Here is a 19038-nt window from a genome sequence, read left to right as displayed (position 1 = left end):
TGCCCGTCAAGCCATGGAGTCTCCGGCAGCCGCAGGCCCACTTCTGCCGAATCAATCGCACGCCGAAATTGTTTCCACAGAAGATTCTTTGTTCGTAGATTAAAGCGTCATCATTGACAGTTCACGTCACAGGTTATTGAATTCGCCGGATCGAATGGGTTGTAATTCCACGCCTACGCGTCGAACACCGGAAAGAACCTCACTGTGCGCAGCCGTGACACGCTCGTCGGCGTGCCGGATGCCGCGGTCTCCGCCGCAGGCACCGCCGCGTGCGTGGCGACGCTCCAGATCGACACGGACGGACCGCACGCCGACACCGGGTGGATCGTGCCGGTCGGCGACGCCTCGCGGGCGCCGATCGAATGGTTCACCGTGCCCGACGGATCGACGTGGGACGAGTGGGGCCGAGCCGTCGACGCGGTCCTGGCCGATGCCGGATGGACGCGAACCGGGCGGTTCGTGCGCAGCGGCCCGACAGTGACCGCGCGCCTCGTCCGCACATGCACCGCGACCTCCGGCCACCGTGTCCCGCCCGGGCGCCGTCGCTCCCGGCGCTGAGCGCCGCCAGCGATCCGGCCCGTCCCCGAACCGACCATGCCGCCGACAGCGCAGGCGTGAGGAGAACCGTGAACCCCGACTACCAGGCCGCTGTGCAGACGATCAGGGACCTGTGCCGCACACCGGCCAGCGCCGACGCGCTCGCGAGTATTCACCAGGAGACGACGCCGCCGACGATCGTGGTGTGCCTCGACACCGAGACCTACGGCTCCGCGATCGAACGAGCGAGACTCTACGACGCGCCCGTGGTGCTGGTGATGTATCGCCCGGGAAGCGGCCGTGTCTGCGCCATCCGCCCCGACGACCTGGCCGGCGACGAACGGCCGGAATTCTGGAACGACCCGCTGGCGGCGATCATCGCCTCGGGCTGGGTGGCGGTGGCCGACCTGCCACCTGCCGAGTTCGACGACGACACCCTGACGGCACCGTGACGACGACTTGACAATGGTCTGACGATGGCCTGATGCCTGACGTCGCCGTCAGACCGGCTCAGGCCAACGAGAGCGCGATGCCGTCGAGGATGTCCTTCTCGCTCACGACCAGGCGGTCCGGGCCGCCGCGCTTGCCGAGCTCGTCGGCGAGCGTCTGCACCACCAGTGCGCCGCCACCGATCACGTCGACCCGGCCCGGGTGGATGACGGGCTTGGCGGCGCGCGCGTCGTGGTCGGCTGCGAGCAGCTCGGCGGTCACGCGGTCGATCGTCGCGCGCGACATCGTCGACAGGTGCGTGGCCTGCGAGTCGTACTCGGGCAGGTCCTGCGCGAGCGCCGACAGCGTCGTGACCGTGCCCGCGACGCCGATCCACGTCTGCGCCTTGGCGACGTCGACGACGTCGAACGCCTCGGCCAGCACGTCGCGTGCGACCCCGCGCGCCGCCTCGACGTCCTCCTCGGTCGGCGGGTCGTTCGGCAGCGCGCGCTCGGTGATGCGCACACATCCGATGTCCACCGACTTCGCGCCGAGGATCTCCGCCTGCGCTCCGTCCCACGTGCCCAGCACCAGTTCGGTCGACCCGCCACCGACGTCGGCCACCAGGAACGGCCCGTCGTCGGGGTCCTGCTCGCCGACCGCGCCGGTGAACGACAGCCGCGCCTCCTCGTCCCCGGTGATCACCTCGGCTTCCACGCCGAGCACCTCACGGGTCATCGCGAAGAACTCGTCCCGGTTCGCGGCGTCCCGCGTGGCCGACGTGGCCACCATGCGCACCTTCTCCGCTCCCTTGCGGCGAGCGGCGATCGTGTAGGCCGCGAGCGCCTCCCTGGTGCGTTCGAGCGCCTCCGGCGCGAGCCTGCCGGTGGCGTCGACGCCCTGGCCGAGTCGCACGACACGCATCTCCCGGTGCAGGTCACGCAGGTCGACACTGCCGTCGTGGCGACGGGTCAGCTCGGCGACGAGCAGGCGGATCGAGTTGGTCCCACAGTCGATGGCGGCTACGCGAGGCATGGCGCCAACACTAATCGACCGTCAGCTCACCGCGGGCCGCCCCGACGGGGTCGAGGACGTGGGCCGGCTCTCCCCAGGGGTCGACGTCTCGTCCCAGCACTCCGCGGGGTCGTCGACCGTCTCGCCTGCCTCCGCGTCGTCGGCATCCTCCGGACACCGGCACGGCGGGGGTTTCGGGGCCTCGGTCCCGGTCGGTTCGGTCGGTTCCGCCTGCTCCTCGCCGGGTTTCACGCACTCCGGTGGCTCCTCCGGACTGGTCGACGGAGGTGTCGGCTGGCCTTCTGACGGAGGCGGTGTCGGGTTGCCATCCGGCGGAGGCGGGGTCGGGTTCCCGTCCGACGGAGGCGGCGGCGTGGGATTGCCGTCCGAAGGCGGTGGTGTCGTGCTGTCCGGCGGGTCGGTCGGGCTCGGTGTCTCCGGAGGTGTCGTCTCGCCGGGAGACGACGTCGGCGGGTTGCCTGAACCGTCACCGTTGCCATCGCCGTTTCCGTCACCGCCCCCGGGTGGTCGGGTTCCGTTCCCGCTACCGCTGCCGGGTTCGTTGCCGTTGCCGGGGCCCGGCTGTCCGTGGCCATCGCCGGGGCCCCCGTCTCCGGGAGAGCCTCCACCCGGCCGAGACTGGTCGCCGCCTCCGCCTGGCCGGTCGCCGTTCGGAGAGCCTTGACCGGGTGCCGCGACGACGTCGGATTCCGACCCCGGTTTCGGCGTGGAGTCCGGCGTCGATGTCTGCGGCGGTTCCGGACGAGGTGCGGCTGCGACGATCTCCGGCGGCACGCCGAGTGGGACGTCGCTGTCCGGGACGGGCAGCACGCCGTCGCGGTAGGCCTGCGCCCACCGGATCACGGTCTCGACATACGACCGGGAGTTGTTGTAACGGTGCAGCGCGGCCCGCAACTGCTGATCGTCCTGCAGGTCCGGACCACCGGCGCACAGGTATCGGCCTGCGGCCAGCGTGGCGTCGTGGACGTTGTTGGGATCGGCCGTACCGCTTCCCGTGGCATCAATGCCGAACTTCCGCCAGGTCGAGGGGATGAACTGCATGGGGCCGACAGCGCGATCCCACGTGGTGTCCCCGTCGAGCTCACCACCGTCGGTGTCCCGGATCCCGGCCACCCCGGGGCCACCGTTGAGGACCGGGCCGAGGATGGGCTCACGGGTCGCCCCCTGCGAGTCGACGTAACCGCCGCGCGCATGGTTGGACTCCGAGCGGCCGATGCTGGCCAGCAATGCCCAGTCGATACCGCAGCCGGACGACTCTCCCGAAAGACGGTCGGCAGCCTGCCGGTACGCCTTGAGCATCGAGCCGGGAATCCCCAGCGGACCTGCGGAGGGCATTTCGACAACCAGCTCCTCGAGCTGGGGCGGCGACGGCAGGCTGCCGTCGACACCCACCCTGCCCTCGGTGTTCGCGCCACCCGAATCACGCGGTTCGTCGGCAGTCGCGGTCCACGTGTTGTAGCCGTGTTCGGACCGATCGCCCACCATCACGGCCGCCGGCACGACCGCGAGGGACGCCGCCAACACGAGCGATGCGGCCTTGTCCCGGAACCGGACTCTGCGTGGTCTGTCCACGCTTCCTCCTCGCGACCTGGCGACGCACATGTCGCAGCCAGAATGCCCGGTTCACTCGGTGCGCACACTCGAACGCGAACCTACTCGCGAGGTTGATCCGGACGGGCTACCCCGCCGCAGTCCGATCGTCGGTGTCGGTGCCGTCGCCGGCGGGAGCTTCCCCGCACGGTCCGTTCGGCCAGCCGAGGTCGTGCAGCAGCTCCAACGTCTCGTCACCGAACGGGTTCACACCCGGACCGCGCGCCAACGTGTGTGCCAGATGGACGTGGAGACACTTGACCCTGCGCGGCATGCCGCCCGCGCTGACCTCGTGGCCGAGCGGGTCGAGAGCGTCGCGTTCGGCCAGGTAGGACTCGTGTGCGCGCTGGTAGGCCGCCGCGAGCTCGGCGTCCTCGTCCAGACGTGCGGTCATCTCCCGCATCACGCCGCGAGCCTCGAGGCCGCCCACGAGCGACGCGAGATGCGAACACGTCAAGTAGTACAGCGTCGGGAACGGCGTGCCGTCCTCCAGCCGCGGGTTGGTCTGGACGACGCTCGGATGCCCACTCGGGCACCGCGCCGCGACCGCACGCAGAGCCCGGGGCGGGCGGCCCAACTGCTCGGCGATGATCGCCTTGTCCGCCTCGGTCACGGGCTCGAACTCGGTCTTATTCACCCTCGGTCACGCCATTCCACAAGTTCTCGTACCACGCCGTGTTCCGCTTCGGCTCGTCCTCGCCACGCACCGGCTGCGCCTCGTCGCCCCTGTCGCCGGGCAACTGGACGATGTAAGGCGTCTCGCCGGGCATCACGTACCGCAGTCTGCGCTTGGCCTCGGCCTCGACCTGTGCCGGGTCGGACAATTCGGCCTGCCGCTGTTCGAGCCGCTCGACCTGCTCCTGAAGCTGCTTCTGCCGGGCCTCCTGCTCGGAGACCTCAGCCCGCTGGGACAGGTACGTCCGCAGCGGCACGGCGATGGTGAACGCGAGCGCGCACACCACGATCGCGACGACCGCGGCCCGCCGGGTCGTCGACATGCCGAGCACCTTCGCGGCACCCGCCGTGTGCCGCGCCGCGGCCGAACGGCGCAGAGCCGACCTGCGGTCACCACCACGCCTGGTGCGTTGCGGCGACCGCAGGTCGCGGGGAGCCGAGCCGCGTGCTCGTCCCCCACCGCGTCGTGTGCGCGCTCTCCCCCGTTCGGCCACTGTCGGCTCAGTCCTCCGGGGTGAACCGCGGGAACGCCAGGTCGCCCGAGTAGCGGGCCGCGTCCCCGAGGGTCTCCTCGATGCGGAGCAGCTGGTTGTACTTGGCCACTCGCTCGCTGCGGGCGGGAGCGCCGGTCTTGATCTGGCCCACGCCGGTGGCGACGGCCAGGTCGGCGATGGTCGTGTCCTCGGTCTCGCCGGAACGGTGGCTCATCATCGACTTGTAGCCGTACGAGGTCGCCAGCGCCACCGCGTCGAGCGTCTCCGACAACGTGCCGATCTGGTTCACCTTGACCAGCAGCGCGTTCGCGGCGCGACGGGAGATGCCCTCCTCGAGCCGGTCCGGGTTCGTGACGAACAGGTCGTCGCCCACGAGCTGCAGCTTGTCGCCGAGCTGCTCGGTGAGCGTGACCCAGCCGTCCCAGTCGTCCTCGGACAGCGGGTCCTCGATCGACACCAGCGGATAGGCGTCGGCCAGCTCGGCGTAGTAGGCGCTCATGTCCTCGGCGCTGCGCTTGGAACCCTCGAAGTTGTAGACGCCGTCGGCGTGGAACTCGGTCGCCGCGACGTCGAGGGCCAGTGCGATGTCACGGCCCGGCTTGTAGCCCGCCTTGCCGATCGCCTCGACGATGATGTCCAGCGCTTCACGGTTGTTCGACAGGCTCGGCGCGAAGCCGCCCTCGTCGCCGAGGCCGGTGGACAGGCCGCGGGACTTCAGCACCGACTTGAGCGCGTGGTAGGTCTCCGTGCCCCAGCGCAGCGCCTCGCGGAACGACTCGGCGCCGATCGGGGCGATCATGAACTCCTGGATGTCCACGTCGGTGTCGGCGTGGGCACCACCGTTGAGGATGTTCATCATCGGAACCGGCAGCACGTGCGCGTTCGGGCCGCCCAGGTAGCGGAACAGCTCCAGGTCGGCCGAGTCGGCCGCGGCCTTCGCGACGGCCAGCGACACACCCAGGATGGCGTTCGCACCGAGCCGAGACTTGTCCGGCGTGCCGTCGAGGTCCAACAGCTTCTGGTCGACGATGCGCTGGTCGACGGCGTCGACACCCGACAGGTCGGGGCCGATCTCGTCCAGCACCGCGGCCACGGCGCGCTCGACGCCCTTGCCGCCGTAGCGCTTGGTGTCGCCGTCGCGCAGCTCCACGGCTTCGTGCTCACCGGTCGACGCACCCGACGGGACCGCGGCCCGCGCCAACGTGCCGTCGTCGAGGGCCACCTCCACCTCGACGGTCGGGTTGCCGCGAGAGTCGAGAATCTCGCGCGCGCCTACCTGCTCGATCACGGCCACACTTGCTCCTCACCCGGTTGTGCCGACATGACGGCACTCAACGTAGTCGCCTAGGGGGCAGCGTATCGGGCGTTCTGGATCACCCGTTGGAGGCACGCGCGTGCCGACGTGCGGAGATACCTTTTCCGACCGCACGTGGCGTACGTCTCAGCTGGGGTGTCAGCCCTCGTTGCGACTGCCGGGGCCTGCGTCGCCGGGCTCGGAAGGCGTGCCCTCCGCACCGTTCACCTGGGCCGACTGCTCCGGAGGCTGCTCGCCGGATTCGGGGCCGGTGTCGTCGTCGGCGGACTCGTCCCCTCGGATCTGCTGCCAGCCGGCCGGCAGTTCGACGGTGTCGGAGATGTGCTGCCAGAACGTCCAGCTGTTGCCGCCGATGTCCTGCACCGTGAACAGCCGCGCCCCGTAGGGCTGGTCCTGGGGGCGGGACACCTCGACCGAGTCGCCCACGGCCTCGGCCACCCGCTCGAACTGCACGTCGACGTCGTCGACGTACACGACGTTCAGCTGGCCGACCGGTCCGTCGACGCCCTTCGCGGGCCAGTACTCGTCGCCGACGCCTGCGAGGTGGATGTCGGACCCACCCGCGCTCAACGTCGCCTGGAACACCTCACCGGCCGCATCGACGTAGCGAACCTTCTCGGTGAACCCGAAGACGCGCGTGAGCCACTCCACCGCCTCGGTGGCGTCCGTGTAGTAGAGGTACGGCGCGATGCCGAGGTACCTCGGGTCTTCGCCTTTCATCGCGGGGTCGCTCATGGCGGGCTAGTCCACCACACGAATGATCGCCGCTTGTCGCGCCCCCGCACTGGGCCACCAGGTTGATCATCGAACGAGGCCGGCGTCAAGGTCTCGATAAGCACCCAGCACGCGGGTACCGTCGTTGAACCATGGGTGACTCGACGCCATCGAATCCACCTCCGGCAGGGCCTTTGCGTCCTTCGGACCAGCAGGCGGCCGAGGCCGGCGAATCCCGTGTCCACGCCTTCCGCCAAGCGGAGGCCCTCGTCAAACGCCGTCGTCCACTCGACGCGCTCCAGGCACTCCAACCCGTGCTCGAGGCCGAACCGGACAAACCCAGCGTGCAGTTGCTCGCCGGGCGTGCGTACTTCCATTCGGCGCAGCTGCGGAGGGCCGAGCACGCGCTGAGCAAGGTGATCGAGCACGACCCGTCCGACCACTACGCGCGGTTCGTGCTCGGCAAGACGCTGCAGCGGCTGGGCAGGCTCGCCGAGGCGCTCGGCCAACTGCGGATGGCCTCGGCCATGCACCCCCAGGCCGAGTACCAGGACGCGGTCGGCGAAGTGTCGGCACGACTGACGTTGGGCGGCACCTGAGCCGGCTCAGCGGTCGGCGGGCAGCTGGTGTGCGTAGGTGTCGGCGCGCGTCGCGACCTCACGCACGTAGTCATCGGCCCGCCCGTCGGGGTTGCGGTCGCCGGAGCCGTCGCGGCCGTCGCCGGGAGCGCCTGGGTTGCGCTGACCGGCCGCACCGTCGGCGCCGTGGTACGCCCGCACGGCACGCCACCAGCCCTCGTCCGTCGCGAGATCGCGGTCCTGAGCGCACAGGACACGTGCGGCGGTGAGGGCCGCGTCGTCGATGTCCTGCGGGTCGGGTGCGCGGCCGTCCTTGGTGGCGCGGTCGGCCCACCGCTCCCAGTGTTCGGGCAGGAAGCCCAGGGGCCCGAGTTCGCGGTCCCACGTCGCGTCGCCGTCGAGCCTGCCGTTGTCGGTGTCGGCGATCTTCCTGCGTCCCTGAGTCCCGTCGAGCGGAGGCCCGACGATCGGTTCGACGGGACGGCCGTCCGCACGGATGGGCGTGCCGGATCCGCCCTCTCCGTGCCGGGTCTCCACGTATCCGATGGCAGCCAGTGTGCTCCACGACAGGTGACAGTCCGGTTCTCCGCCACGGAGCCACATCTCGGCGCGGCCGTAAGCGGCCGCGGCACGGGCGGGTACGCCGGTGGCACTCTCGACCTTTCTCGACCAGGTGTCGAGCTCCTGCTCGTCGGACACCTGCGGGCGGTCCACCGGTGCGGCCGTGGCAGCCGCCGGCACGGTCTTCCGGAACTCCGGACGCGACTCGGGCGCGGGTCGAGGGGCGGGCGTGCCCGCGGACGGTTCCTCGTCGCGTTCCATGCCCACGGTGAACACGAGGATCAGGCCGGTGGCGACGAGCGCGAGCGTGAGGGCCAGCCGAGATCGCGCGGGTCCCGGCAACGACCACGACGGCTCACCACCGGCACCCCGGGTAGACGACGGAGGGCGTTCGCTCACTCGGTCAGGTTACGTGGGCGAGGTCGGCCAGAACTCCCGCCATCCGTCGGCATCGAGTTCTGCCGGATCCCTGCCCGCACTGCGCGCGGCCTGCTCGGCCGCCCGCAGGCGCTCGGCGAAGTCCTTCGCAACGGCCCGCAGGGCCCCCTCGGGGTCCACACCCGAACGGGAGGCCGCGGCCGCGATCCGGAACAACCGCGCGCCCTCGTCGTCCTCAGCCGGCAGCAGATCGAACGGAACTCCTGCTCGGCCCGTGCGCTGCCCGAGCTTGCCCGCCAGCGCCGCTGCGGGCTGGCCCAGCGCGACTCCGTCCACAAGCGACTCGCGCTGTTTCTCGCGTTGTTTCAGCTCCTCCCAGCGGACCTGTTGCTGGTCGGCGGAGTCGACGCGGTCGACACCCGCGAACAGGTACTGGTGCCGTCCCACCATCTTGTCGACAAGGTGTTTGGCGACGTCGTCGATGTCGAAGGCGTCGCTCTCGTGCTCGGCGGCCACCCTCGCGTGGAACAGGACCTGCAGCAGCACGTCACCGAGTTCCTCGCGCATGGCGGAGCGGTCCTGCTCCTCGATGGCTTCGAGAAGCTCGTAGGTCTCCTCGATGAGGTAACGACGGAGCGAGTCGTGCGTCTGTGCCCCGTCCCAGGGGCACCCGCCGGGTGAGCGGAGACGATCCATCACCTCGACGGCCCTGACGAGCGGAGGCGCCGGAGCCTCGATCACCGTGGCCCCCGCCTCGATCAGTGCGGTGGCGCCCGGCTCATGCGCGGCCGGCGCAACGAGAACCACGCCGCTCTGTTTCGTCAGCTCCTCCGGGTGTGGTGCGGGCTTGGCATCCAGCGCCACGCGGAGGGAGTCCGGCAGACCTGCCGCCGCGTAGACGGTCTCGGCAGCACGCACGACGCCCAACGCTGCGGCCGGAAGGAAGTCCGGCAGTGCCGGACTGCACAGCACCACCGTTGCGGATCGCCAGGTCATGACTGCACGGTACGTGACCGCAACAGCCTTCCCGTCAGCTCGTCCTCGTTCGGAGCCGGCGACAGCGCTGCCTCGTCCCACACCCCGTAGCGCGGGTTGATGCGCACTCCGACGTCCTCCGCAATCGGCTGCAGCATTCGGAGTCCGGCGAAGTACAGATACTCGGGATTCACCTGACCCTGAAGCGGTTGTGCCGTGCCGTCGGTACGCCGCTCCGACACCAGACCGACGAGCCAACCGGCTTGCTGCCTGCTCGGCTGGATGACGACGACCGTCCCCTCCTTCGCCCCGAACACCGCGGTCGTGGCGAGCTCCGGATCGTTCTGGAGGGCTTCGGCGAAGTCCAGCTTCTCGCTCACCAGCTGATGACCGCCCTGACGGACGACCGCCTGTGCGCGCTGCGGCTGTTGTGCGATGCGCTCCCCCAGCGCCGTGGCCTGTTCCTTGGCGCTGTTGCCCGGCTCGCTCTGCGTGATCACGGTGCCGGTGATCTCGACCGAGAGCCTGCCGATGTACTTCTCCGCCAACTTCTGGAGCACGACCTGGTCGTAGGCCAGATCGCGAACCCGATCGGGCGCGACTCCCGCGGAACGCGCGACCTCGGCCGAGCCTCCACTCCCGCGGACGAGCCTGTCGACCTCACCCTGCTCCGGCCGGACGTTCTCCCGCTCGGCCGCCATCTCGGCGAGCTCGTGCACGACCCGCCCACGAACCACCTCACGCGCGTACAGGTCGAGCTTGCGCTGCTTCTGCGCCTCCCTCATCTGCGGCACGTTGTCGAGCAGCCAGTGGACCTCCTGCTGAACCCCGTCGAGCGGCACCGAGCGCTGTCCGACGATCGCAGCGGAGGTGACTTGACTGGGCCCCGAGCCGCAGCCGGCGAGAACGAGGAGGGCAGCAGCGGCGGTGAACAACGCGGCAGGACGGCGCATGATCCGGATCACAGGCCGTACCTTCGCACACACCCTGGCACCTTCCGCAAGCATGAACACGCGTATCACGCCTCGTCCGGAGCTCGGCCGAACAAACGGTGCAGGTGGTAATCCATCGTGGCGCGGGCCTGTTCCGCGTCTAGTTGCCCGAAAGCGACTTTGGTTCCGAGCGAGTCGGCCAGCGACCAGAGGATCTCTGCTTCAAGAGCCGGATCGACCTCGGCCGCGGCCCGCCCCTCCTGTTGCGCCTGCCCGATGGCGAGCTCGGCGAAGCGGCGCAACTCGGGGTCGTCGCCGAAGATGACCTCCGCTACCTCCGCGTCCTCCTGGGCCCGCGCGTAGTACGCCACCGAAGCCCTGATCACCTGCCGCGTCTCGGGGTCGTCGCCGAGCACCTCCGCTATCGCAGCCCGAAGAGCCTGCTCCGCAGGCACCCCCGTGGGCACGCCTCGGAGCCGCTCGGCGATCCGCTCCTCCATCCGTCCCATCGCGAGGCGGATGCCGTGCAACAGCATCTCCTGCTTGGAACGGAAGTAGTGCTGCACACGGCCCATCGACACGCCGGCCTCGGACGCCACCTCGCGCAGGCTTACGGCCTCCACGCCGGATCGCGCAACCAGCCTGAGCACCGCCGCGGCGATGTCGGCTCTCTGGGACTCGGCGTCCACTCTCCTCGGCACGCCTCCACCGTAGCAATGCAAGCGCATTGCCACGGCTCGCGCACTCCCCTTACAATGCGTCTGCATTGTACTTCAGTACCGACTCGAGGAGGCCGCGTTGACACGCTCGCGGATGCTCGACGGAGCACAGGGACTTGTCGCGTTCATGGGAATCCTCCTCGGGGTGGTTCCACTGGCCGGCTGGATCATCGCCGGGCGCCACAACGGGCCGTTCCGGCTCATTTTCGGAGACCTGCAGACTCCTGCCGCCTACGTGGCTCCGATCGCGGTGATAGCGGGCGCAGTCCTCATCATCGCAGCCCTGGAAGTCGCGAAGAAAGGGTTGAAATGACACCCGAGACCCTGTGTTGACAATCGACGTTCATGCGGAACCTGTTGGTACACAACGGTTTCCGGGCCATTGAGACCTTGGGGAGTGGTGAGCGAACCCGGTGCGAACGGTCCATTCGCAACGCGATCGGGTCCCCACATGTAGCGATTTTTCCTGACCTATTGCCAGCTAGGGTCGATTCATGGCCGGAACCGAATCGAGCACACGCCCTGCGCACACGTTCGAAACGTTGCCACCTCGAACGACACGCGGCCCCCGTGCGGGTGCACGAGGGCCGCGCGCAGCCTCAGACCGCTGCGGGCTGCTGGGTCATCGACGTCAGGAGGTTTGCGCACCAGTCGATCAGTGCCTCGTCCCGCAGCGGCGGCGCGCCGATACGGCCACCGGCGGGTCCTTCGGTCGGCTTCGGCACCGAGACCGTGTGCGTGACCGCCTTGTACGTCGCCTTGGGGTAAAGCCGCTTGAGGCGGACCATCTGCGAATCCGACAGCGGAAGCGGCGTGAACCGGATCGTGTTGCCCTGCACGGTCACCTCCGTCACGCCCGCCTTGCGGCACGTCTGCCGGAACGCGGCGACGGCGAGCAACCGTCGAACCGGTTCCGGCGGTTGGCCGTAGCGGTCCACGAGCTCGTCCAGCACGCCGTCCAGTTCGGACTGGTCCGTCGCCGCCGCGATCTTGCGATACGCCTCCAGTCGCAGCCGCTCCCCCGGCACGTAGTCGTGCGGGAGGTGCGCATCGACGGGAAGGTCCACCCGCACCTCTGTCGGCGCCTCGTCCTCGACGGGCTCGGCCCCTGCGCTCCGGCGGAAGACGTCGACGGCCTCGCCCACCAGTCGGACGTACAGGTCGAAACCGACGCCCGCGATGTGCCCGGACTGTTCCGCACCGAGGATGTTGCCTGCTCCGCGGATCTCCAGGTCCTTCATCGCCACCGCCATACCGGCACCGAGTTCGGTGTTCTGGGCAATGGTGGCGAGGCGGTCGTGAGCCGTCTCCGTCAGCGGTTTCTCCGGCGGATAGAGGAAGTAGGCATAGCCGCGTTCCCGACCACGTCCGACACGCCCGCGCAGCTGGTGCAGCTGTGCCAGGCCGAGCATGTCGCCGCGTTCCACGATCAGGGTGTTGGCGTTCGAGATGTCCAGACCGGTCTCGACGATCGTCGTGCACACCAGGACGTCGAAGTCCCGCCGCCAGAAGCCCTCGATGATCTGCTCGAGCCGGTGCTCGGGCATCTGCCCGTGTGCCGTGACGACCCGCGCCTCCGGCACGAGCTCCCGCAACCGCTTGGCCGCCTTCTCGATCGACGACACCCGGTTGTGGACGAAGAAGACCTGCCCGTCCCGCAGCAACTCACGGCGAATCGCAGCGGCGACCTGCTTGTCCTCGTAGGCGCCGACGTAGGTGAGGATGGGATGCCGGTCCTCGGGCGGGGTCAGGATCGTCGACATCTCGCGGATTCCCGCCATGCTCATCTCGAGCGTGCGCGGAATCGGCGTAGCGGACATCGTCAACACGTCGACGTGGGTGCGGAGCGCCTTGATGTGCTCCTTGTGCTCGACGCCGAACCGTTGCTCCTCGTCGACGATCACCAGGCCCAGGTCCTTGTACCGAACACCGGTCTGCAGCAGGCGGTGGGTGCCGATCACGATGTCGACCTCGCCCGCGGCCAGCTCCTCCAAGGTCTTGTCCGCGTCGGCCTGCTCGGTGAACCGCGACATGCCGCGGATCGTCACCGGGAAGGTGCTCATCCGCTCGGTGAAGGTGTTCAGGTGCTGCTGCGCCAACAGCGTGGTGGGAACGAGCACCACGACCTGTTTGCCGTCCTGGACGGCCTTGAACGCGGCGCGCACGGCGATCTCCGTCTTGCCGTAACCGACGTCGCCGCAGATCACGCGGTCCATGGGAACGCTGCGCTCCATGTCGGCCTTGACCTCGTCGATCGCGGCGAGCTGATCGTTCGTCTCCACGAACGGGAAGGCGTCCTCCAGCTCTCGCTGCCACGGGGTGTCCGGGCCGAAGGCGTGTCCGGGCGCGGCCTGGCGGGCGGCGTAGAGCTGAACCAGCTCGGCGGCGATCTCCTTGACGGCCTTGCGCGCCTTGGCCTTCGTGTTCTTCCAGTCGGATCCGCCGAGCTTGTTCAGCGTGGGCAGCTCACCGCCGACGTACCGGGAGACCTCGTCGAGCTGGTCGGTCGGCACGAAAAGCCGGTCGCCCGGGTGGCCACGCTTCGACGCGGCGTACTCGAGAACGAGGTACTCGCGGGTGGCGCCGCCGATGGTGCGCTGCACCATCTCGACGAACTTGCCGATGCCGTGCTGGTCGTGCACCACGTAGTCGCCGGCCTTCAGCGCCAGCGGGTCGACGGCATTCCTGCGCCGCGAGGGCATCTTGGTGTTCAGGTCGCGTCCCGATCGCGCGACGGTCGCGCCGCGCCCCGTGATGTCCGACTCGCTGAGGACCACGAGGGCGCTGTCGGGAGCGACGAAGCCGTCGGTGACCGCGCCGCAGGTGACCGTGACGACACCGGGCTTCGGCTGCTCGTCGAGGGTCTCCGCGTGGGTCGCGGGCACGTCGCCCGACGACAACTGCTCGACGGCACGCTGGGCCGTACCGCTTCCCGCGACGACGACGACCGCGGCGCCACCCGACGCGGTGTGCGCGCGCAGATCGGTGACGACCCGTTCAATCTCCCCGTGGTAGCCGGGCGCACTGTCGATCCCGATGTGCACCACGTCGTCTTCGCTCGTCAGCTGGGACAGGGTCCACCAGCAGCGGCCGGAGTCGGTCGCGTGCGTGCGCACCTCACCGAGTGCGCGATACGCCGAGGCACCGAGATCGATCGGGGCGCGCCCGCCGTCCGCGGCCGAGGTCCACGACGCCTCCAGGAACTCCTGACCGGTGCGCACGAGGTCGGCGGCCCGCGCACGGATCTTCTCCGGATCGCTGAGTACGACGTGCGTGCCCTCGGGCATTGCGTCGGTGAGCAGTTCCAACTCGCCGTCGCACAGCACCGGGATCAGCGCTTCCATTCCCTCGGAGGGAATGCCGTCGGAGAGCTTGGTGAGGATCTCGGCCAGCTGTGCGTCCGCGGCGTGTTCTTCGGCGAGTTCGGCGGCGCAGGCCTTGACGTCGTCGGTCAACAGCAGCTCGCGGCACGGCGGTGCGACGATCTCGGGGATCTCGCCGGGAAGCGAACGCTGGTCCGAGACCGAGAACGCGCGGATCTCGCTGACCTCGTCGCCCCAGAACTCGACGCGGTGGGGATGTTCGTCCGTCGGGGCGAAGACGTCGAGGATGCCGCCGCGCACGGCGAACTCGCCACGCTTCTCGACCATGTCCACGCGCGTGTACGCGAGTTCGACAAGCCGCTCGAGCACTCCCTCGAAGTCCAGCTCCTCGCCGACCCGCAGATCGATCGGCGCGAGGTCGCCGAGCCCGGGAGCCATCGGCTGGATCAGGCTCCGCACCGTCGACACGACGACCCGCAGGCCGCCCTGACCGGGCTGCGAGAGCCGGTGCAACACCGCGAGCCGTTTGCCGACGGTGTCGGCGCGCGGGGACAACCGTTCGTGCGGCAGGGTCTCCCACGAAGGGAAATCCGCCACTGCGTCGTCACCGATGAGGCTGCCGAGCGCGGCCGTCAGCTCCTCGGCCTCACGCCCCGTTGCGGTGACCGCGAGGACCGGTCTTCCCGCACCCTGGTCGGAGGCCAACGCGGCGAGTACGAGTTGCCGGGTCGCCGGGGCGCCGTCGAGGTCGACGAACGGTGCTCCCGCACGCTCCACGACCGAACGCAGCGCAGGATCGGGCAGGACGGCCGACAGGAGACCGGCCAACGTCGGCTGGGACACGGAAAGACTCCCCCTGTACGCGAACACGCGGACACACCTGTGCCCACGAAAAGTGGAGCACAGGGTGTTGGGTTCTCAGGCTCTTGGGTTCTCCCGACCAGCCTACGTCGTGCTCGGAGACGCGGTGTCGTCGGCGCCGGGAGCGTCAGCGCGGTTGCCCGCATCCGCCGCCACCTCGGCGGCGACGGCACGGGCCGCGCGGCGTCATTCGGCGACGCGCAGTTTCGGCTTGTGCTCGAGGTGGGACAGGCCGTTCCACGCCAGATTGACCAGATGCGCGGCGACCTCGTCGCGCTTGGGTTTGTGGGCGTCGAGCCACCACTGCCCGGTCAGCGCCACCATGCCGACGAGCGCCTGGGCGTACAGCGGAGCCAGCTTCCCGTCGTAGCCGCGCGCGGAGAACTCCTCGCCGAAGATGTGCTCCACCTGACTGGCGATGTCGTTGAGCAGGGTGGAGAAGGTGCCCGTCGAGCTCGCCACCGGCGAATCGCGCACAAGGATGCGAAAACCCTCGTGCGATTCGTCGACGTAACTGAGCAACGCGATCGCGGCCTGTTCGAGCATCACCCGCGGATGGCCGCCGTGGAGGCTGGAGACCATCCGGTCGAGGATCGTCTGGGCCTCACGGTCGACCACGACGGCGTACACGCCTTCTTTGCCGCCGAAGTGCTCGTACACGACCGGCTTCGACACGTTCGCCCGCCGGGCGATCTCCTCCACCGACGTGCCGTCGTAGCCCTTCTCCGCGAAGAGGGTGCGGGCCACGTTCAGCAGCTGCTGCCTGCGTTCCGTTCCCGTCATCCTCACGCGCGGCACCGCGGAGGCGTCAGCCTGGGCCCCCGCGGCAGCCGCTTCCCGCTTAGCGCGCCGTCGACCTGCCATTCGCCGAACCGTACAGGCACCCGTCCACGCTCACGCGGCCGAGAGCTTCTCCAGCCGCTTGGCCGTTGGCCACCGGACCTTGTGCGCCCATCCGAGCTTCTCGAAAGCCCAGATCACCCGGGCCGAGATGTCGATCTGACCGCGCTTCACGCCGTGCCGGGCCGACGTCGGGTCCGCATGGTGCAGGTTGTGCCAGGACTCGCCGAACGAGGCGATCGCCAGCGGCCAGAAGTTGGCCGACTTGTCGCGGGCACTGAACGGACGCTCACCGAGCATGTGACAGATCGAGTTGACCGACCACGTCACGTGGTGCAGCACGCAGACACGCACCAGACCCGCCCAGAAGAAGGCGGTGACGAAGCCCCACAGGGACCAGGTCAGCAGCCCACCGACGATGCCCGGCACCACCAGGCTCAACAGCGTCCACAACCAGAACAGCTGGTCGACCTTGCTGATGGCCTTGTCCTTGAGCAGGTCGGGAGCGAACCGTTCGTGATTGCTCTTGTCCCGTTCGAACAGCCAGCCCATGTGGGCGTGCCAGAAGCCCTTCGCCACCGCGAGCGGTGTGGTGCCGAACAGCCACGGCGAGTGCGGGTCTCCCTCACGGTCGGAGAAGGCGTGGTGCCTGCGGTGGTCGGCGACCCAGGTGATCACCGGACCTTGGACCGCCGAGCTGCCCGCGATGGCCAGCAGCACGCGCAGCCACGGCTTCGCCTTGAACGAACCGTGCGTGAAGTAGCGGTGGAAACCGACGGTGATGCCGAGCCCGGAGAAGGCGTAGAACACCACGAACAGGCCCACGTCGACCCAGGACAGGCCCCAGCCCCACGCGAAGGGGACCGCGGCGATCAAGGCCACCAACGGGGCCAGGACACCGAGGTAGACCGCGAACTGGACGCCGGCTGTCCGCTGCCCGTCGAGCACGGGTTTACGACCGGATCTTGGCGTCTCGTCCGTATCCAGGGTTGCCGTCATGCACGTCACTTCTTTCCACGAGGACCCCCGGCGCCGCACGCCATGGACGGCGAACGCGCCCAAAGGGTCACCTCACCTACGAGACCGTAAGTTACGGTACAGGAAGGTTTCCCCTCTGGGGAGAGTCGAAAACCCCCGTGACGGACCTGCCCGCGAACTGCAACCTGCAGTGGATATCCTGACCAGGCGCGATCCGCCGTAGTGTAATTGGCAGCACTTCAGATTTTGGTTCTGACAGTCCAGGTTCGAGCCCTGGCGGCGGAGCAGAGCGGGATTCCAGCAGCCCAGGGGGTGTGTGTCCGCTGCACGGCGAAGAGCTCCACGCCGGGAGGGTGACGGAGCACGAGATATCCGACCCGGCACTCGGCGACAAGTCCGACGCCTGGCTGCTCGGACGCGCTCGCGAACTGATCGCCAGCGTCCAACGGAGCGGTAAGCCCGAACAGGTCGAGATCATCCGGACGCTCGACAGTCTGCTCGAGGAGACACAGCGGCGCGGGGAACCGATTCTGGTGGCGCAGATGCTGCGTGCGTCCGCCCTGTCCCGGCTCATCACGGCAAGCAAGACCGACGAGGCCGAGCAGCAGCTCGACGAGATGCTGGCGCACACCCGCAGGCACGGCGCCACGCTGCTCAGGGCCGATGCCCACGCCCTGCGCGGCCGCAGGCTCGTCCTCGCAGGCCACGAGGACGCCGCACTCACCGAGATCGCCCGCGCCCTGGCGCTCCTCGACGACCCGCCGTCGCAGGAACTCGGACTGGGCAGGCGTGCATGGGACCGTCTGCTGTCCACCGCACTCAACGACTGCTGGATCGTGTTGAACCAGATCGGCGTCTACGAGGCCGCCGAAGAGGTCATCACTCGCGCTCACCAGGCCGTCCGCGACAGCGCGGGTCCCCACGAGATCACGATGCAGCTCATGAACCGCGTCAAGATGCTGCTCGGCTGGGGTCTGCGGCTCGAGCGCATCGGACGCAGCGACGAGGCGAGCGAGAAGTTCCGCACCGCGGCATCGATGGCCATCGCGGTCGAGGCACCGTTCGCCGAGTCGCTCTTTCCCCGCAAGGCGGGTGTCGCGGCCGTGGAACAGGTCGCGTCGCTGGCCGCGGCGCTCGCCCTCGCCGCGCCCAGCGAGGCGCACATCGATCGGCTGCGCCGGTTGCGCGCGACACCGTTGTTCCCCTTCGACAATCCGCTGCTGTCCATCGCGCTGGCGCGGTGTCTGGAGTCGGTGGGCAAACAGGAGGAAGCGTTCGAGCTGCTCCTCGAGGACCGTGAGCACTTTCCCGAGGAGTACCCCCAGCCGTCGATGCGCATCGGCATCATCCACGAGCTGGCCCGCTTCGCCGACCGCTACGACCTCGGAGACCCGCGGGCCCAGCTCGCCGACTACGCCGGAGCCCTCGAGGCGGAGCTGTGGTCCATGCGGGAGTCGCAGAGTGCCGCACTCGACACCCGCCGCGAGCACGAACGCCTGTCGGCGATGCACGGTGCGATCACCCAGCAGGCCTTGCAGGACCCGCTCACTGGGTTGCCGAACCGCCGCGCACTCGACGAGCGACTGCGCGGGTACGCCACGTCCTCGGCGAGCGAGCCACTCGCGGTGGCACTCATCGACCTGGACGGCTTCAAGGGCGTCAACGACCAGCGCTCCCACGCGGACGGGGACGACGTGCTACGGATCGTGGCGAGCACGCTGCGCGATTCGCTCCGCGGCGACGACATCGTGGCCCGCTACGGAGGCGACGAGTTCGTCGCACTCCTGCCCGGCGCTCCGCTGCACGCCGCGACCCAGGCGATGAACCGTGCGGTAACGGCGGTCGACGAACTACCGCGACATCTGTCACACGGGGTCACCCTGTCCGTCGGACTCGTCGCGCTGCGGGCCGGAGAGCGTGCCGAGGAGGTCCTCTCCCGCGCCGACGCCTCGATGTACCAGGCGAAACGCCGTGGCGGAAACCAGATCGCCACATCCGCCCAAATCGGTGACGAGGCACAAACCGAACCCAAGAACGACCCCACGTCGGACGCCGACGAACCGACGTAGGATCGTTGACCGGTCGAGATTAATCCCCGGTGAAT

The 19038-nt window shown here is 69.2% G+C and carries 18 protein-coding genes and 1 tRNA gene; 6 read left to right on the top strand and 13 right to left on the bottom strand.

Annotated features, from left to right (window positions below; translation table 11 throughout):
• Positions 1-204 precede the first annotated feature (204 nt).
• The gene (locus tag IF64_RS0109425) at positions 205-558 is read left to right on the top strand and encodes a hypothetical protein (RefSeq protein WP_030531661.1); all 354 of its coding nucleotides are present in this window, start codon (positions 205-207) and stop codon (positions 556-558) included.
• 68 nt (positions 559-626) lie between these two features.
• A complete protein-coding gene (locus IF64_RS0109420) occupies positions 627-989 on the top strand; it encodes a hypothetical protein (protein ID WP_030531660.1) in 363 nt (120 codons plus the stop codon).
• Between the two features lie 58 nt (positions 990-1047).
• On the opposite strand, the gene IF64_RS0109415 is transcribed toward IF64_RS0109420, so the two are convergent.
• The 6 genes from IF64_RS0109415 to IF64_RS0109390 form a co-directional block, all read right to left on the bottom strand.
• Positions 1048-2001: a Ppx/GppA phosphatase family protein gene (locus tag IF64_RS0109415; RefSeq protein ID WP_030531659.1), complete on the bottom strand. Its 954-nt coding sequence runs from the start codon at positions 1999-2001 to the stop codon at positions 1048-1050.
• A 21-nt stretch (positions 2002-2022) separates the two neighbouring features.
• Positions 2023-3573 (bottom strand): lytic transglycosylase domain-containing protein, encoded by a 1551-nt coding sequence (locus IF64_RS27905; protein ID WP_051757629.1) that lies wholly within the window; start codon positions 3571-3573, stop codon positions 2023-2025.
• Between the two features lie 106 nt (positions 3574-3679).
• Positions 3680-4228 (bottom strand): DUF501 domain-containing protein, encoded by a 549-nt coding sequence (locus tag IF64_RS0109405; protein ID WP_051757627.1) that lies wholly within the window; start codon positions 4226-4228, stop codon positions 3680-3682.
• Complete coding sequence (locus IF64_RS0109400; protein WP_030531656.1) at positions 4221-4760, bottom strand: FtsB family cell division protein; 540 nt, start codon at positions 4758-4760, stop codon at positions 4221-4223. Before IF64_RS0109400 ends, IF64_RS0109405 begins: the two co-directional genes overlap by 8 nt.
• A gap of 7 nt (positions 4761-4767) precedes the next feature.
• Positions 4768-6054: a phosphopyruvate hydratase gene (gene eno / locus IF64_RS0109395; protein WP_030531655.1), complete on the bottom strand. Its 1287-nt coding sequence runs from the start codon at positions 6052-6054 to the stop codon at positions 4768-4770.
• Positions 6055-6213: 159 nt separating this feature from the next.
• Positions 6214-6795, bottom strand: coding sequence for a VOC family protein (locus tag IF64_RS0109390; RefSeq protein ID WP_084705766.1), 582 nt, complete (start codon positions 6793-6795; stop codon positions 6214-6216).
• Between the two features lie 146 nt (positions 6796-6941).
• Between IF64_RS0109390 and IF64_RS0109385 the strand changes: the two genes are divergently transcribed.
• Complete coding sequence (locus tag IF64_RS0109385) at positions 6942-7388, top strand: tetratricopeptide repeat protein (RefSeq protein ID WP_048808568.1); 447 nt, start codon at positions 6942-6944, stop codon at positions 7386-7388.
• A 6-nt stretch (positions 7389-7394) separates the two neighbouring features.
• On the opposite strand, the gene IF64_RS25355 is transcribed toward IF64_RS0109385, so the two are convergent.
• The 4 genes from IF64_RS25355 to IF64_RS0109365 are packed head-to-tail and all read right to left on the bottom strand — an operon-like array spanning position 7395 to position 10902.
• On the bottom strand, positions 7395-8327 hold the full coding sequence (locus IF64_RS25355) for a lysozyme family protein (RefSeq protein WP_063493041.1): 933 nt from the start codon (positions 8325-8327) through the stop codon (positions 7395-7397).
• Between the two features lie 9 nt (positions 8328-8336).
• On the bottom strand, positions 8337-9302 hold the full coding sequence (locus tag IF64_RS0109375; protein WP_030531651.1) for a nucleoside triphosphate pyrophosphohydrolase: 966 nt from the start codon (positions 9300-9302) through the stop codon (positions 8337-8339).
• Positions 9299-10246, bottom strand: a complete 948-nt coding sequence (locus IF64_RS0109370) for a hypothetical protein (protein WP_030531650.1) — start codon at positions 10244-10246, stop codon at positions 9299-9301. The genes IF64_RS0109375 and IF64_RS0109370 overlap by 4 nt, the downstream gene beginning before the upstream one ends.
• Before the next feature lie 53 nt (positions 10247-10299).
• Positions 10300-10902 (bottom strand): TetR/AcrR family transcriptional regulator, encoded by a 603-nt coding sequence (locus IF64_RS0109365; RefSeq protein ID WP_051757625.1) that lies wholly within the window; start codon positions 10900-10902, stop codon positions 10300-10302.
• Between the two features lie 109 nt (positions 10903-11011).
• Between IF64_RS0109365 and IF64_RS0109360 the strand changes: the two genes are divergently transcribed.
• On the top strand, positions 11012-11245 hold the full coding sequence (locus tag IF64_RS0109360; RefSeq protein WP_048808564.1) for a hypothetical protein: 234 nt from the start codon (positions 11012-11014) through the stop codon (positions 11243-11245).
• Positions 11246-11531: 286 nt separating this feature from the next.
• On the opposite strand, the gene mfd is transcribed toward IF64_RS0109360, so the two are convergent.
• The 3 genes from mfd to IF64_RS0109345 all read right to left on the bottom strand — a co-directional run bounded on the left by mfd (position 11532) and on the right by IF64_RS0109345 (position 16955).
• Positions 11532-15098 (bottom strand): transcription-repair coupling factor, encoded by a 3567-nt coding sequence (gene mfd / locus IF64_RS0109355; protein ID WP_030531647.1) that lies wholly within the window; start codon positions 15096-15098, stop codon positions 11532-11534.
• Positions 15099-15302: 204 nt separating this feature from the next.
• The gene (locus tag IF64_RS0109350; protein WP_030531646.1) at positions 15303-15899 is read right to left on the bottom strand and encodes a TetR/AcrR family transcriptional regulator; all 597 of its coding nucleotides are present in this window, start codon (positions 15897-15899) and stop codon (positions 15303-15305) included.
• A 111-nt stretch (positions 15900-16010) separates the two neighbouring features.
• Positions 16011-16955: an acyl-CoA desaturase gene (locus IF64_RS0109345; RefSeq protein WP_030531645.1), complete on the bottom strand. Its 945-nt coding sequence runs from the start codon at positions 16953-16955 to the stop codon at positions 16011-16013.
• Positions 16956-17147: 192 nt separating this feature from the next.
• On the opposite strand from IF64_RS0109345, the gene IF64_RS0109340 reads away from it, so the two are divergent.
• Together IF64_RS0109340 and IF64_RS0109335 are read left to right on the top strand one after the other, a co-directional pair.
• Positions 17148-17219, top strand: a tRNA-Gln gene (locus IF64_RS0109340).
• A gap of 68 nt (positions 17220-17287) precedes the next feature.
• On the top strand, positions 17288-19003 hold the full coding sequence (locus tag IF64_RS0109335) for a GGDEF domain-containing protein (protein WP_030531644.1): 1716 nt from the start codon (positions 17288-17290) through the stop codon (positions 19001-19003).
• The last annotated feature ends 35 nt before the right edge of the window (positions 19004-19038 follow it).

Source organism: Prauserella rugosa, assembly GCF_000719975.1.
GTDB lineage: Bacteria > Actinomycetota > Actinomycetes > Mycobacteriales > Pseudonocardiaceae > Prauserella > Prauserella rugosa.
This window is presented reverse-complemented; position numbering and strand designations above follow the sequence as displayed.